Origin of the sequence: Rickettsia endosymbiont of Ixodes scapularis (assembly GCF_000160735.1) — a bacterium.
Classification (GTDB): Bacteria; Pseudomonadota; Alphaproteobacteria; order Rickettsiales; family Rickettsiaceae; genus Rickettsia; species Rickettsia tamurae.
The window spans coordinates 1,681,399-1,695,483 of the sequence record NZ_CM000770.1 but is presented as its reverse complement, the minus strand read 5'-3'; the positions used below and the strand labels follow the sequence as shown (position 1 = coordinate 1,695,483).

The window sequence follows — 14,085 nt, the reverse complement described above, 5'->3', positions numbered from 1 at the left end:
TAAATGTAGATACCGAGTCGTCATTGCGAGGAAATTACGTAAGTAATTGACGAAGCAATCTCAGGATATTTGACGAGATTGTCACGCAGCCTGTGATACAAGATACCGTGGTCAAGTCACGGTATGACAGCTAAAAATACTGGATTCCCGCCTTCGCGGGAATGACATTTACCTCTCAGGTAATAATATCTCTCTTTTACCTGTATGATTCGGTGGTGAGACTATTCTCTCTTTCTCCATCTTCTCAACTAAGTTGGCGGCTTTGTTATAGCCGATTCTAAGCGACCTTTGGATATAGCTAATGGAAGATTTTCGCTCGTCACGCACTATCTGCACGGCTTTTTTGTAAAGCACTTCATCAGATGTGCCGTCACCGATATCAATGCTACTATCGTCTTCTTCAGGCTGCTCGGTAACGGCAGAGATATATTCAGGTGTACCGGTCTCTTTCAAATATTCCGTAATTTTCTCAATTTCGGCTTCATTAACAAACGGTCCGTGTACCCTACTTATCTTTGAAGTATTACCCATAAATAGCATATCACCCATACCAAGTAACTGCTCGGAGCCTTGCTCGCCTAAAATCGTTCGGCTATCGATTTTAGAGGTAACTTTAAAGCTAATACGACTTGGAAAATTGGCTTTAATAACACCGGTAATAACGTCTACAGAAGGTCTTTGCGTTGCCATAATAATATGAATGCCTGCCGCTCTTGCCATTTGAGCAAGCCTTTGAATCAGCATTTCAATATCCTTACCGGCAATTAGCATTAAATCAGCCATCTCATCAACAATAACCACAATGTAAGGTAGTTTTTCCATATTCATCGTAACGGTTTCGTAAATAGGCTTACCGGTTTCAGGATCAAAACCCGTTTGAATCGAACGCTCAATTACTCTATTCTCTTTAACCGCTTCTAAGATTTTTGCATTATAACCTGCGATATTCTTAACACCGATATTGCTCATCATTCTATAACGGTTTTCCATTTCCTTAACTGCCCATTTAAGAGCAACTACCGCCTTAGAAGGCTCGGTTACCACGGGAGTTAGCAAATGCGGTATTCCATCATAAGCCGATAATTCAAGCATTTTCGGATCGATCATGATAAAGCGGCATTCTTCGGGAGTATAGCGGTATAAGAGCGATACAATCATCGTATTAATACCGACGGATTTACCTGAGCCGGTGGTTCCTGCTACTAATAAATGAGGCATTTTAGCAAGATCGGCAATTAACGGCTTACCTGCTAAATCTTTACCCAAGACTAACGGCAATAAAGTTGATTTGTCTTGGTATTCGGGAGTCTCTATAAGCTCTTTCAAACAAAAGAATTCACGTTGCTTATTAGGAAGCTCAATACCAAGTACGTTTTTGCCGGGTATGACTGCTATCCTTGTTGATAAAGCAGATAGTGAGCGTGCTATATCGCCAGATAATCCTACTACCCTTGATGTTTTAGTACCTGCCGCCGGCTCAAATTCATATTGAGTTACCACCGGTCCTTGATTGATATTAATTATCTGCCCTTTAACTCCAAAATCATTAAGCACGGTTAATAACTCTTCAGCCTTTTGTTTAAGCTCTGAGGAAGAAGCCCCTTTTACATGATGGTTTTCAGGATCACGTAATAAGGAAATAGGCGGCAATTCTGCTATTTCGCTTTGAGATATTTTAGGGCTAACAGGTTTGCTAAAGAATTTTATAGGATTTGCAGGTATGGGTCTTGCTTCTTCAGTGAATTTTACTTTTTCACTTACAGGCTTTTGGTAAGAAGAAGTTATATTTATCTTATCACTTTTTTTAGTAGGGAATAATCTTATCGACGACAATCGTGAAAATACATTATGTAAAAAAGATTGTACCCGATAGATTAAAAATTTACCTAGCTTAATAATAAAATTACTTAAAGAAGTAAATTTAATTTCAAGTAAAACAACTAATATAATAAAGGTAAAAAATATTAATAATAAGTATAGTTGATTTGTAAATCGCTCAAAAAAATTAGAAGCTATTATTCCAATAGCTCCTCCTGCATTTGCCGGTATGAATTCTAGCTTAATCTTAGATAATAACGTGCTACTGCTAACGAGAGCGAGCAACATTACAAATATACGGATAAATGAGCCGCGATATCTTCCATACCAACAATTTCTCACCCAAACAAAGCAAGCAAGCGGTATAATAAAAGCAGCCAATCCAAAAAATTGATATAAACAATCCGATAAATAAGAGCCAAAAATTCCGACTAAATTACTAGGGTACTCTGTTGTGACCGAGTTAAAAGACGGATCGTCTATATTATATGACGTGAGAACAGTAACAATACCAAGCCCGATTATCCCTAAGATAATAGCTTGTACCTTATTGTTTGAAAGAATTTTATTTATGTAATATAGCATAGTTTTAAATATTAAGCTAAATTATGAGTTTTATATCTTTTTCTATAATACTCTATAGGCTTTTCAATAAAGAAATAAATTAAAAAAGAAATAATTATTACTGTTATAAAAGTAACCAACGTATTAAGAAATTTCCCATTATCAGCCCAATATGAAATAGCAGATAATATGTTATACAAGACAATTAAATGATAACAATATATTGGGTAAGAGAGTAAAGCAATTAATTTGTCTAACTTATTATCTTTGGTTAAGTCAAATATTTTTCCTAAAGATAGAGCAAATAAACAATAAAAAAGTAATTTTTTTTAGTTGAGGCTCTATTGGGATAAACGGAAAAGTAATAATTATTAATATAATATATAAATAGAGTAATTGACTAAGCCAAGGCTTTTTTTCGTTTATTTCTTTACTAGAATAAATATAAAATGCTTGACTACCGATTAAGAAAATTGCAAGTTCAGAAGGAAAGAATCTATAAGACCAAGGATCTCCTATAAATCCGTTAAACTGAAGAATAATTCTAGTAATTAAAAATATACAAATTATGGATAAAATATAGATATTTTTCTTTTTTAGAATCCAAGGTGCTATTAAATAAAAAGAAATTTCTAACCCAATTGACCAACCAGGAGGTATCAACAAAAATTGATAAAGAGGAGGCGTGGAGTCAGTAAAGTATTTTGTAAAATGTACTGTATTATTATTAATTCCAATAAACATTGTTACATCTTGAAACAACATTGTTAGGTTTGTAAAAATAAAAAAACAGCCGGAAATGGAAGATTATACAATTGCCTTAAAAAAGAAAATTTTTGCTGCAAGAGGAAAGTAGCTAAAATACAAAAGATATAAGTAGGATAAAGCCTTAAATATTTACTTTTCCAAAATTTTATTTTGCTTGTATAATTGCTCTGAATCATAGCCATATAAAAGCCGGAAATCATGAAAAAAGATTGTACTGCGATTTCTGAACCTACAAATTTAAGAAATGGATGAGAATTTGAATGTGCAGCCACAACAGAAAGAGCAAATTAATAACCTAACTACACCCATTATGTTAAATAATAATTATATTAGCAATTATATAATATCCAAAACCTAAATCAAGTAACATAGCAGCACTTCTCAATAATAGGATAAGTTATTTACATTAAAAGAACCATTTTGTATTATAAAAAATACATTTTTTTACTTGAGTGAAAGGTAACCAAAATTCATGACTATAAAAATCCATACGGAAAAAGATTTCATAAAGATGCGAGCAGCTGGGAAATTAGCTGCAGAGACACTCGATTTTATTACTGATTACGTAAAGCCGAACGTCACTACTAATAGTTTAAATGACCTTTGTCATAATTTTATTACTTCTAATAATGCCATTCCTGCACCGTTAAATTACAAAGGCTTTCCGAAATCGATTTGTACTTCTATAAATCATGTGGTTTGTCATGGCATTCCAAACGATAAGCCATTAAAAAACGGTGATATAGTAAATATTGATGTTACGGTAATTTTAGACGGTTGGTACGGTGATACTAGCCGTATGTATTATGTTGGTGACGTAGCAATTAAGCCAAAGCGTCTTATTCAAGTAACTTATGATACAATGATGAAAGGGATTGAAGTAGTTAGACCCGGTGCTAAACTCGGTGATATCGGACATGCTATTCAAAGCTATGCCGAGAAACATAATTATTCTGTGGTTAGAGATTATACGGGTCACGGTATCGGAAGAGTTTTTCATGACCAACCGTCAATATTAAATTACGGTCGCAGCGGCACGGGTATAACGTTAGAAGAAGGGATGTTTTTCACCGTTGAACCTATGATAAATGCCGGTAATTACGACACTATATTAAGTAAACTAGATGGATGGACGGTTACTACACGTGATAAATCATTATCGGCTCAATTTGAGCATACTATAGGCGTGACTAAAGACGGTTTTGAAATATTTACGTTATCACCGAAAAAATTAAAATACCCTCCATATTCAATTTGATTCACACAATGTTAGAAAATAATTTGATAGAATTCGGTAATGATGAAATAGGTACGCCTCATTATATAGGTCACCGTAAAAGGGTAAAAGAATGCTTCGTTACCGCCGGAGCAGAACATTTTTCCGATTACGAATTACTTGAAGTAATGTTATTTTCGGCTATCCCTCGTAAAGACGTAAAGCCTCTTGCTAAAAAGCTACTTGACCATTTTGATATTACGGATTTAATGTCCCCCTTCGGGGATAAGAAATCCCTCGCCTTCAGGCGAAGGGAAGATATAATGAAATTGCTTTAGCAATGAATTTATATCAAGAAACATGAGAAGTTATAGAAAGAATAGTCATAGTCAGTATGATTTAAAAGTACATCTTATATGGATACCAAAATATAGGAAGAGAGTATTGATAGGCAAAGTAGCGGAAAGGGCTAGAGATTTACTAAGGCAGATTTGTATGGAACATGAAGTATATATAATTTCAGGGAAAATATCATGTGATCACGTGCATATGTTTATCTCATATAAATCACAAATATCTCTTAGCAAGTTAGTACAGTATTTAAAAGGTAGTAGCTCAAGAATTTTATTGCAAGAATTTGCTCATTTAAGAAAACAATTTTGGGGCAATCATTTGTGGGCTAGGGGCTATATGGCGGTCAGTTCAGGTAATATAACTGATGAAATGATACAGCACTATATTGATGAACAGGAAGGTGAACCTGTGAATGATGATCGATTTCTAATCGATTCCACTTTATAACCCCTCAGCTTATAGCTGAGGGTTCTTTAGTTAATCTTGATAAAGAAAGGCTACTTAGTATTAAAGGTAATAATGAAAATTTATATATTAATTTTGCTCTAATACGTGAGTTGATAAATAGAGTATTGAAACAAAAAATAATAAATAAAAATATTATTGCTTCTTGGAGTTCTTTGATTGATTATTTAAAAGTTAATATGGGCAATATGCGATTCGAGCAATTTCGTATATTATTTTTGAATAAGAAAAATATTTTACCGATGAGGTTTTAAGTCAAGGAACTATAGACCAAGCTGCGGTATATCCACGTGAGATAATTAAACGAGCTTTATTTAACGAAGTAAGCAGCCTTATACTTGTGCATAATCATCCAAGCGGTAGCCCTTGAACCTTCAAAAGCCGACATTCATATGATAAATAAGATAGTAGAGACATGCCAAACCGTAAATATTATAGTACATGATCACGTCATTATAAGTAATAACAAATATTATAGTTTTAAATCTAATATGTTACTATGAATATAAATAGCTATAGCACTTTAGACTTCCTGCATAACGTAGCTAATAAAGAGGAATTTGCAGGAAACACGGGAGCGCTTGCCGCCGCAGCGTACACTTTAGTACGTGAGGATGCGAGTACCGGATTGACGCACAAATTACCTTTAGGAGCAAGTTATGCAGGAAGTCTACTATTTATTTTTTCTTTTATAGCAACCGCTATATTAACATATATATTAACTAAATATCTTCCTGCAATCGGTTTAGTTGATGTACCGAGTAGTCGTCGCTCTCATGATAAGATAACACCGCGCGGCGGCGGTCTTGCTATTGTAATTGTCGTAATGATTGCTTTGAGCGGATTTGAATATATAACAAGCAATAATCTTATTAATTCAACAAAAATACTACCTTTATTATTGGTAATTTCCTCGGTTTCTTTTTTAGATGACTTAAAAGCCGTACCTATTCTAATTCGTTTAATAGTCCACTTAATTTGTGCAGCTTTTGCTATTTTTCTTTTTTCACAGGTAAATTCCGTCCATATACTAATATATTCTATTTTAGTTATAGCTTTAAGCGGCTTTATTAATATATATAATTTTATGGACGGTATAGACGGTATGAGCTGCATAGAATCTATTCATCTATCTAGCACTATGCTTATATTATGTTTTTTACAATTTCCTACTATTGATAACTCGTATTTTATATCTAGTGTAAATGTTATTATTCTTGGTTGTTCTTGTGGTTTTTTAATATTTAATTGGCATCCGGCAAAAATATTTTTAGGAGATGTGGGAAGTATTAGCCTTGGATTCTTAACGGGTCTTTGCTTGCTCCTGCTTGCTCTTACAAGCACTAATTTATTTATAGCTTGTGCTATTGCTAGCTTATATTACATTACCGATGCCGTACTAACCATATTAATTCGGCTACTCAATAAAGAAAAAATTTGGCAGCCTCATTTAAAGCATTTTTTCCAAAAAGCAGTACAAAAAGGTAAGTCTCATAAACAAGTAGTATCGATTATAGCAGTTTGTAATATATTTTTAATGATCATATCGGTTACATCTTTACATTTTTCCGTAATATCTATAATGCTTGCTTTAGCCGTCATAACTTTAACAGTGCAGAGTTTATTAAAATGAAGCTAATTAAAGAGGATATTGATAAAATAGTTAGACGTATATTTGCCAAACAACATCCATTGCTGCCTGAAATCATGATTAACTGGAATAAAATAGTCGGGTTTAACTTCAGTACTAAAGTATTACCTTTAAAAATCACCACCTATACTTATAAAAAACAAAAGATTAATACGCTGTTTATACAAGCAGAAGATAATGCTACGGCAGCAGAATTACCTTATTATCAAGATATTATTCTAGAACGTATTAAAATTTATTTAGGCTTTGAAGCAATACATCAAATGAACGTAACGTTTTATAAGCAAAAGCCTAAAGTACGCGAGTTTCGTATTCAAAAAGTCGCTGAATAGCTGATAGTAACTGGGTTACGGGGATCTTGATAATACTGTTTTTGTTATAAAGTGAGTACAAAATACAAATTGCTAATTAAAATATGGTATTTATAGTATTAGAAAAAAGTTTATAGGTTATTGAAAAAACTTTAAGAGCAATAACCTATGATAATGGATTTTACAGAAATATTTTGTTACGTCGATGATTTTTTTCAAGAATTAGACAAGCATACAAATTCAATTACTAACCATAACAACAAATCTGGTCCTAAAAGTCGACTGAACAGAAGTGAGGTAATAACAATTATAATAGGCTACTGGCAGTCATCTTATGATTGTTTTAAGAATTATTATCTGAAGCAAATATGAATTCATCATCAAAGAGATTTTCAATTAGTAAGCTATAGTCAATTTATAAAAATAATAGGTCCACATTTACCACTATTAGTACTAATATTCAATTCTATTTTGGATCAGTGTGACGGACTCTCTTTTGTAGATTCAAGTAGTATAGAGGTATGTAAGAGATACCGTATTTCAATGAATAAAGTGTTCGCCGGCATAGCAGCAAGCAGTAAGACAACAAAAGGTTGGTTCTATGGACTTAAACTACATCTAATAATTAATAGAGCCGGTGGTATAGTTAAAGCATCTTTTAGCCCTGGCAATAAGGATGATAGAAAACAGCTGGAACTGATAATCAAAAATCTTTTTGGTAAAGTATTCGGAGATCGTGGTTATATTTCGCAACAATTATTTCTACAACTTTTAGAGCAAGGAATTTTTATGGTAACTAGGGTAAAGAAAAATATGAAAAATAAACTTATGTCTATGTTGGATAAAATATTATTGCTTAAAAAAGCATTAATAGAATCTGTGTTTAGTAAAATTAAACTATTGGGGAAGTTTGAGCATTCAAGGCATAGATCAGTTACAAATGCCTTTGTGCATATGGTTGCAGCACTGATAAATTATCAAATGTCTGATAATAAACCTTCTATTACATCTCTCTTGATATGCTAAATCCTATGCTATATTAATTCGAAACTCGCGTTGTTTAGAAATATCCACAAAACCTAGATTAAGGTTGTAAAATTTACGTTATTTAATGTGCTCTTCCCATTTCAAATATAATTAAATGTTGCATGTATTAAAAAAGGCGAAGTGACATAGGCTTGCACTTCATTATGCATAAAAGCTTGGTATATTACATTATCAATCTCTAAAGTAAGGTTTTTGCTATATTCAAGAAGTTTTTGAGCAGCTTTTAAGTGTATCAAATAACCTGTAGTTGTATTAAAGTAACCACCATGACCTATCTTCTTTAAATATGGGTTATTGTAAATATTAGGGGGGTGTCAGAAAGTTTGTGTAAGTTATAAAAATAGTTAAGAATAAAATTAATTAAAACAACTTACATGAGGCTAATATGAAGAATAAGAGTAAAGTATCAAATCCGACTATAGAAAAAGTAGTATCAGAAATACTATCACAAAGTGATCCATCTGAGATATTTGGCAAAGAAGGAATATTTCAGGAAATTAAAAAGCAGATAGTAAATAAGATTTTAGAAAAAGAAATGGAATCTCATATAGGTTATGAGAAGCATTCTAAGAATACCAAGGAGTCAGATAATAGACGTAATGGCAATTATGAAAAGACTCTAATAGATTCCGAGGGTCGTAAATTGATAGTAGAAGTGCCAAGGGATCGGGAAGGAGAATTTGAACCTCAACTAATTCCAAAAGGAGTAAGGAGATTTGAAGGATTTGATGATAAAGTAATATCTTTATATGCTAGGGGAATGACTATTCGAGAAATACAAGGGCACTTAGAAGAACTATATGCCACCAAAGTATCATCTGAGTTAATATCAAAGGTAACTGATGGCATTTTAGAGGAAGTTACTGCGTGGCAGAATAGAGCACTTGATAGTGTATATCCTATAATGTAGATTGTATTCATGTTAAGGCAAGAGACAATCATATAATAATAAATAAAGCAGTTTATCTAGATATTGGCGTGAATATAGAAGGCAAGAAGGAACTATTAGGTATTTGGATAGGCAAGAATGAAGGATCTAAATTTTGGATGCAAGTAGTAACAGAACTGAAGAATCGTGGTGTAGAACAAATATATGTTGCGTGTGTTGATGGTCTTAAAGGTTTTCCAGAAGCAATAAATAGCATTTTCCCAAAAACCACAGTACAACTGTGTATTGTTCATATGGTAAGAAACTCTGTAAAATACGTATCATATAAAGATTTAAAATTGGTAACAGCTGATTTAAAGGCAGTTTATTCTGCAATAAATGAAGCAGAGGGATTAAGAGAATTACAAAATTTTGCTAAAAAATGGGATGAAAAATATCCAGTTATTTTTGATATATGGCAGAGAAATTGGTCTGGAATAGCTCCGTTCTTTAGCTTTCCGGAAGACATTAGAAAGGCGATTTACACTACTAATGCTATTGAATCAACTAACCGTCAAATTCGTAAAATTATAAAAAATAAGGGGGTATTTCCAGATGATAAATCGATTCAGAAAATAATCTTTTTAGCATTGACAAATGCTTCTAAAAAATGGACAATGCCTATTAAGAATTGGGCCATGGCTTTAAATCAATTTGCTATACTTTGTGATACTAATTTACAAAATTGGGCAAATGGAGAAATCGTACTTACACAAAAAATCTGACAGACCCTAAACTATTGGGGAAGTTTGAGCATTCAAGGCATAGATCAGTTACAAATGCCTTTGTGCATATGGTTGCAGCACTGATAAATTATCAAATGTCTGATAATAAACCTTCTATTACATCTCTCTTGATATGCTAAATCCTATGCTATATTAATTCGAAACTTGCGTTAAAGTATGAGAATTAAGTCATGCTCTCTTCGTGTGGATTTTTTGAATTAAAATATCCGCCGGAATATTTAAATTTTTATGTAATTTTCTAATCATAGATAAAGTAAGAGGTCTTCTTTTATTAAGAATTTCAGATACTTATACTTCTTGAACCTATGCTCTTTTCCAAATCTTTTCTAACGCGAGTTTCGTATTAAGATGCCTAAATTATGGTTAATGAATATGCTATAATGCTTATCCTTTCAAGGTTTGTAAGAGGTGTGACAAGTTTTACAATTTAATAGTTATAGTCAAAAAAGACAATTTACTAAAAATTTATGCAGTTTTAAGTACATTTTATAACAAAAACAATATTACTAATATCCTCGTAACCCAGTTACTATCAGCTATTCAGTTCCTCTATTAATACGAAACTTGCGTTTTCTAGAAAGTCTAAGCTGTCTATCCTAAAATTAATTGCTTCAATTGTGTCAGGTGCTTCTATTTTATAATGTTTATTCTCATAATCTTCTACTAATATTTCTAATTTTTCAGCTTTTGAGGAATTTTCTTTTGTATATAATAAATTATCTAGTTCTTTTAATGCTTCTTTATATTCTTTTTCTGTTTTTATAATATTTATTTCCATACTCAAATCTCCTTAACATTTATCTTATCATATTCTGCATGCGTTTCCACAAATCTTATGACCATTGCCTGCGTGAATACTCAATCGTCAATGCGAGCAGGCGTTGTTGCGTAGATACCCAAGTCGTCATTGCGAGGAGCTGTAGGCGACGCAGCAATCCAGAAAATAATTAAAAAAATTCTGTAAATCAGAATTTTTTACTGGATTGCTTCATCAATTACTTCGTAATTTTCCTTGCAATGACTAAAAAGCTGAATCATGCGATAATACCTTGCAGTCGCTTAGCTCATGACGCCTCAGTATCCACGTAGGCAATACCAAGACACACAAACAAAAAAAGGAGTCTTTGATTAAAGACTCCTTTTTAGCTTGTAAAAAGATTTGAGAGTTAATTACATATCAAATCTTAATCCTGCCATTAAGTTATTACCTTTATAACGGGTTCCACCAAATTTAACTTTATTTCCGGCAACATTTTTAGTATTAGTTTTTGATTTACCGTAATCTGTCCAGCTATAAACGAGTTCTGCTTTCACACCTTGTGCTACTTCAAATGAAGTTCCTAAAGATAATTGATAAGCAAAGTTGGTTTTGTTTTTAGTGGTTCCTGAAAAATTAGTACTACTAATAACATTATTATTAGCAACAGTCTTAGTTGAAATATTTACTTTTTCCTTTACTAACGCAGCACCGACACCTGCTCCTGCAAAAACTTTAAACATACTTAAATCAATAAAATCTACATAACCGTTAAGTAATGCACTTACAATAGTAGGTTTATGTTTTACTAATACTGTAGTAGCAGTGCCGCTAGGACCAATTGTAAACACACCTCCTGGAATCACAACACCATTAATAATAAGTTGTCCACCTGCTGAAATAACCGATGGTACAGTAGTAACAGTAGAGCTAGAGGTTGAAACATTTGTAGACTTTTTCATGTAGTTATTTGTTACCATTCCAATTGTAAAATCAGTTCTTAAATTATCCATGATATAATAACCTGCTCCAATATTACCGGTAAAACCTGTATTGGATTTTAACTTAACACTGCTATTTGAAGATTTCGCTTTATCAAAAATCATGCCACCGGCATTAAGTTTTAAATACCATTGATTTTCCAGAGATGATGACATCGATGAATTAGTAGATGAATCTACAGAAGAATTCATATCGCAATCAGCGAATGAAAGACCGGAAGTTAAAAGTGCTGTGCTTGCAGCTGCTATTAAAAGTAATTTTTTCATATTGTTAAATTTTTCCTTTAAATTTTATTATGTTAGTAAAAACGATATTAGATAATAATTTTACAATTTTTACCTAAATTCGATAAAAAATAGTTTTAAGTGACATTTCTGAGTTGTCGTTTAATGTCACTCCGTGGCTTGACCACGGAGTCCAGTCTTTTTTTTGTATTTCTAGATACCGTGGTCAAACCACGGAATGACATTAGGTTATTACCTAAAACTATTAATATATTCTTGTTAATTATATATCAAATCTTATACCGGCTGTTAAGTTGTGGCTTTGATAACGCATGCCACCGGTTGGTACACTTGTTCCTTGGTAAATTACATTCTTACTTTTTGTTCTACCATCATATATCCAGCTATAAGCTAGTTCTGCTTTAACACCGTCGGCAATTTGCGCAGAAGTACCTAAAGTTAGCTTGTAAGAGATATTAGTTCTGTTTTTAGTGTTAGATAAAAGACCGGTTATCCCATTATATGTAATTTTTTCTTTAACTAATACAGGACCAACACCGGCACCAGCAAAAACATCGAACATATCAAAATTAGTTAAATCTACATAACCGTTAATAAGTAAACGTGTAATAGTAGGTTTATGGCTTGCTGAAACATTAGTACCGGTAAAAGGTGCATTAGTCGCAGCTCCGGATTTCTTTAACTTCCCACCGATTATAGTACCTAAAGTTAAATCGGCTCTAAAGTTTTCGGAAATATAATAACCGATACCTAAATCAACTGGAACAGTTGTATTAGATTTTAATTTAACACCGGTTGCCTTATCTTTTTCTTTATTAAACATTGCTGCACCGGCATCTATTCTTAAATACCACTCATTATTCATGCCCTCGGCAAATGATACGCTAGAAGATAAAATTGTTGCACTTGCAGCTATTAAAAGTAACTTTTTCATGATTAGCACCTCAAATTAAATAATTAAACATTATCTTAATAGCATATATAACATATTATATTTTTTAGTTCTATATTTAATCGGCAATTAGATTCATATAATAAAGCTTTTATTAAGTTTTGTGACAAAATAAACACATCATAGTTAATTCATGTTATTTATGTATTTATTAAACTTATCTTTCTCATCTTTAAATTTATCGGCATCAGGCAAAGCAGGTTTTTTTTTGGTAATATTTTTCCATCCTTTATTTTCTATAAAATCTTTTGCACGTTCTACCCATTCTATTAACTCCGGTGATTCGGGTTTAATAGCATCTATAGGACAATCAGGAATACACACGCCACAATCTATACATTCATCAGGATTGATAACTAGCATAAATTCACCTTCATAGAAACAATCTACGGGACATACTTCAACGCAATCGGTATATTTACATTTTACGCATTCATCGGTTACAACATAGGTCATTTTGTTATCGATTCTTAATTTTATCAATTAATATAGAGGTTCTTAAAAGTAATACTAACAAAAAATATAGTATAAAACTTATAAACATAATAACTAAAGGCTTTAACATTGAAGAATGAATAGTATGAGAACCAAACCTTAAAACACTAGCAGGCTGATGCAGACTATACCAAATATTTACCGAGAATTTTACTATCGGTATGTTAATCAGTCCGATAATAGCAATAATCGAAGCAGGATTTTGTGCTTTTCTTATATTATCCGCACTATTCACTATAATAATATAGCTTAAATATAATAAAAATAATATGAGCATGGAGGTAAGTCTTGCATCCCAAACCCACCATGTCCCCCATATAGGTTTTCCCCATAAAGAACCTGTTACTAAACTAATCAAAGTAAAAGTAGCTCCAACGTAACTAGAAGCTACGGCTAGCAAATAGCTAATAGTAGTTTTCCATACTAAATAGCTAAAGCTGCATGCTGCCATGAAAACATAAACACCAAGGGCCATCCAAGAAGCAGGAACATGAACATACATAATGCGTACAAACTCACCTTGCTGATAATCTACCGGCGAAACTATGAGGGCTAAATAAAGACCTATAATCATCATTAGGAAAGTAGATATAGCTAATATAAGTATTATAACCTTCGATAATTTATTAAAATAATAGGGGGTTAATAGTTTTAGCATATTTTCTTACTTCTTTATTTCATTCTTGCAATCCTCTATGTCATTCCCGCAAAAGCATTGTTGCGTGTATAGGTTTTTCATTTGTCATCCCGCGACTTGATCGCGGGA

Annotated in this window: 16 protein-coding genes and 2 pseudogenes; 9 read left to right on the top strand and 9 right to left on the bottom strand. The window is 32.6% G+C overall.

Features of this window, described 5'->3' with window-relative positions; genetic code table 11:
• Positions 1-168: 168 nt before the first annotated feature.
• The 3 genes from REIS_RS08570 to REIS_RS17520 all read right to left on the bottom strand — a co-directional run bounded on the left by REIS_RS08570 (position 169) and on the right by REIS_RS17520 (position 3,422).
• Complete coding sequence (locus REIS_RS08570) at positions 169-2,403, bottom strand: DNA translocase FtsK (protein ID WP_008581108.1); 2,235 nt, start codon at positions 2,401-2,403, stop codon at positions 169-171.
• Positions 2,404-2,658: 255 nt separating this feature from the next.
• The gene (locus REIS_RS15995) at positions 2,659-3,126 is read right to left on the bottom strand and encodes a hypothetical protein (protein ID WP_241760899.1); all 468 of its coding nucleotides are present in this window, start codon (positions 3,124-3,126) and stop codon (positions 2,659-2,661) included.
• A gap of 23 nt (positions 3,127-3,149) precedes the next feature.
• A complete protein-coding gene (locus REIS_RS17520) occupies positions 3,150-3,422 on the bottom strand; it encodes an acyltransferase family protein (protein WP_371256071.1) in 273 nt (90 codons plus the stop codon).
• A 200-nt stretch (positions 3,423-3,622) separates the two neighbouring features.
• On the opposite strand from REIS_RS17520, the gene map reads away from it, so the two are divergent.
• From map to REIS_RS11410, 7 genes and pseudogenes are all read left to right on the top strand, one after another.
• A complete protein-coding gene (gene map / locus REIS_RS08560; protein ID WP_008581103.1) occupies positions 3,623-4,408 on the top strand; it encodes a type I methionyl aminopeptidase in 786 nt (261 codons plus the stop codon).
• Positions 4,409-4,416: 8 nt separating this feature from the next.
• Positions 4,417-4,704: a hypothetical protein gene (locus REIS_RS08555; RefSeq protein WP_008581101.1), complete on the top strand. Its 288-nt coding sequence runs from the start codon at positions 4,417-4,419 to the stop codon at positions 4,702-4,704.
• 22 nt (positions 4,705-4,726) lie between these two features.
• Positions 4,727-5,167, top strand: a complete 441-nt coding sequence (gene tnpA, locus REIS_RS08550) for an IS200/IS605 family transposase (protein ID WP_008579210.1) — start codon at positions 4,727-4,729, stop codon at positions 5,165-5,167.
• 125 nt (positions 5,168-5,292) lie between these two features.
• A pseudogene (locus tag REIS_RS13315) lies at positions 5,293-5,698 on the top strand (JAB domain-containing protein).
• The gene (locus tag REIS_RS08545; RefSeq protein ID WP_008581096.1) at positions 5,685-6,818 is read left to right on the top strand and encodes a palindromic element RPE1 domain-containing protein; all 1,134 of its coding nucleotides are present in this window, start codon (positions 5,685-5,687) and stop codon (positions 6,816-6,818) included. The pseudogene REIS_RS13315 and the gene REIS_RS08545 overlap by 14 nt, the downstream one beginning before the upstream one ends.
• Positions 6,815-7,168 carry a DciA family protein gene (locus tag REIS_RS08540; RefSeq protein ID WP_008581093.1) on the top strand — a complete coding sequence of 118 codons (354 nt, stop codon included), beginning with the start codon at positions 6,815-6,817 and terminating at the stop codon, positions 7,166-7,168. The genes REIS_RS08545 and REIS_RS08540 overlap by 4 nt, the downstream gene beginning before the upstream one ends.
• A gap of 351 nt (positions 7,169-7,519) precedes the next feature.
• Positions 7,520-8,173, top strand: coding sequence for an IS982 family transposase (locus REIS_RS11410; protein ID WP_083787731.1), 654 nt, complete (start codon positions 7,520-7,522; stop codon positions 8,171-8,173).
• Between the two features lie 101 nt (positions 8,174-8,274).
• On the opposite strand, the gene REIS_RS15990 is transcribed toward REIS_RS11410, so the two are convergent.
• Positions 8,275-8,430: a glycosyl transferase gene (locus tag REIS_RS15990; RefSeq protein WP_008581091.1), complete on the bottom strand. Its 156-nt coding sequence runs from the start codon at positions 8,428-8,430 to the stop codon at positions 8,275-8,277.
• 149 nt (positions 8,431-8,579) lie between these two features.
• Between REIS_RS15990 and REIS_RS08525 the strand changes: the two are divergent.
• Both REIS_RS08525 and REIS_RS13310 read left to right on the top strand, forming a co-directional pair.
• Positions 8,580-9,847, top strand: a pseudogene (locus REIS_RS08525) (IS256 family transposase).
• On the top strand, positions 9,808-9,987 hold the full coding sequence (locus REIS_RS13310) for a hypothetical protein (RefSeq protein WP_083787784.1): 180 nt from the start codon (positions 9,808-9,810) through the stop codon (positions 9,985-9,987). Before REIS_RS08525 ends, REIS_RS13310 begins: the two are co-directional and overlap by 40 nt.
• A gap of 413 nt (positions 9,988-10,400) precedes the next feature.
• On the opposite strand, the gene REIS_RS08520 is transcribed toward REIS_RS13310, so the two are convergent.
• From REIS_RS08520 to REIS_RS08500, 5 genes are all read right to left on the bottom strand, one after another.
• Positions 10,401-10,646 (bottom strand): HTH_3 family transcriptional regulator protein, encoded by a 246-nt coding sequence (locus tag REIS_RS08520; RefSeq protein ID WP_008581089.1) that lies wholly within the window; start codon positions 10,644-10,646, stop codon positions 10,401-10,403.
• A gap of 392 nt (positions 10,647-11,038) precedes the next feature.
• On the bottom strand, positions 11,039-11,893 hold the full coding sequence (locus REIS_RS08515) for an outer membrane protein (protein WP_008581087.1): 855 nt from the start codon (positions 11,891-11,893) through the stop codon (positions 11,039-11,041).
• Positions 11,894-12,134: 241 nt separating this feature from the next.
• Positions 12,135-12,806: an outer membrane beta-barrel protein gene (locus REIS_RS08510; protein ID WP_008581085.1), complete on the bottom strand. Its 672-nt coding sequence runs from the start codon at positions 12,804-12,806 to the stop codon at positions 12,135-12,137.
• A gap of 144 nt (positions 12,807-12,950) precedes the next feature.
• Positions 12,951-13,280, bottom strand: a complete 330-nt coding sequence (gene fdxA / locus REIS_RS08505) for a ferredoxin FdxA (RefSeq protein ID WP_008581083.1) — start codon at positions 13,278-13,280, stop codon at positions 12,951-12,953.
• Between the two features lie 4 nt (positions 13,281-13,284).
• A complete protein-coding gene (locus REIS_RS08500; RefSeq protein ID WP_008581082.1) occupies positions 13,285-13,977 on the bottom strand; it encodes a heme ABC transporter permease in 693 nt (230 codons plus the stop codon).
• Positions 13,978-14,085 lie beyond the last annotated feature (108 nt).

What these genes read in the sequence shown, in the direction of transcription:
- REIS_RS08515 (WP_008581087.1), bottom strand. Translation starts at nt 11,893, where the DNA reads ATGAAAAAATTACTTTTAATAGCAGCTGCAAGCACAGCACTTTTAACT.
- REIS_RS08545 (WP_008581096.1), top strand. Translation starts at nt 5,685, where the DNA reads ATGAATATAAATAGCTATAGCACTTTAGACTTCCTGCATAACGTAGCT.
- REIS_RS08570 (WP_008581108.1), bottom strand. Translation starts at nt 2,403, where the DNA reads ATGCTATATTACATAAATAAAATTCTTTCAAACAATAAGGTACAAGCT.
- REIS_RS15995 (WP_241760899.1), bottom strand. Translation starts at nt 3,126, where the DNA reads ATGTTTATTGGAATTAATAATAATACAGTACATTTTACAAAATACTTT.
- fdxA (WP_008581083.1), bottom strand. Translation starts at nt 13,280, where the DNA reads ATGACCTATGTTGTAACCGATGAATGCGTAAAATGTAAATATACCGAT.
- REIS_RS08555 (WP_008581101.1), top strand. Translation starts at nt 4,417, where the DNA reads ATGTTAGAAAATAATTTGATAGAATTCGGTAATGATGAAATAGGTACG.
- REIS_RS08510 (WP_008581085.1), bottom strand. Translation starts at nt 12,806, where the DNA reads ATGAAAAAGTTACTTTTAATAGCTGCAAGTGCAACAATTTTATCTTCT.
- map (WP_008581103.1), top strand. Translation starts at nt 3,623, where the DNA reads ATGACTATAAAAATCCATACGGAAAAAGATTTCATAAAGATGCGAGCA.
- REIS_RS08500 (WP_008581082.1), bottom strand. Translation starts at nt 13,977, where the DNA reads ATGCTAAAACTATTAACCCCCTATTATTTTAATAAATTATCGAAGGTT.
- tnpA (WP_008579210.1), top strand. Translation starts at nt 4,727, where the DNA reads ATGAGAAGTTATAGAAAGAATAGTCATAGTCAGTATGATTTAAAAGTA.
- REIS_RS08540 (WP_008581093.1), top strand. Translation starts at nt 6,815, where the DNA reads ATGAAGCTAATTAAAGAGGATATTGATAAAATAGTTAGACGTATATTT.
- REIS_RS08520 (WP_008581089.1), bottom strand. Translation starts at nt 10,646, where the DNA reads ATGGAAATAAATATTATAAAAACAGAAAAAGAATATAAAGAAGCATTA.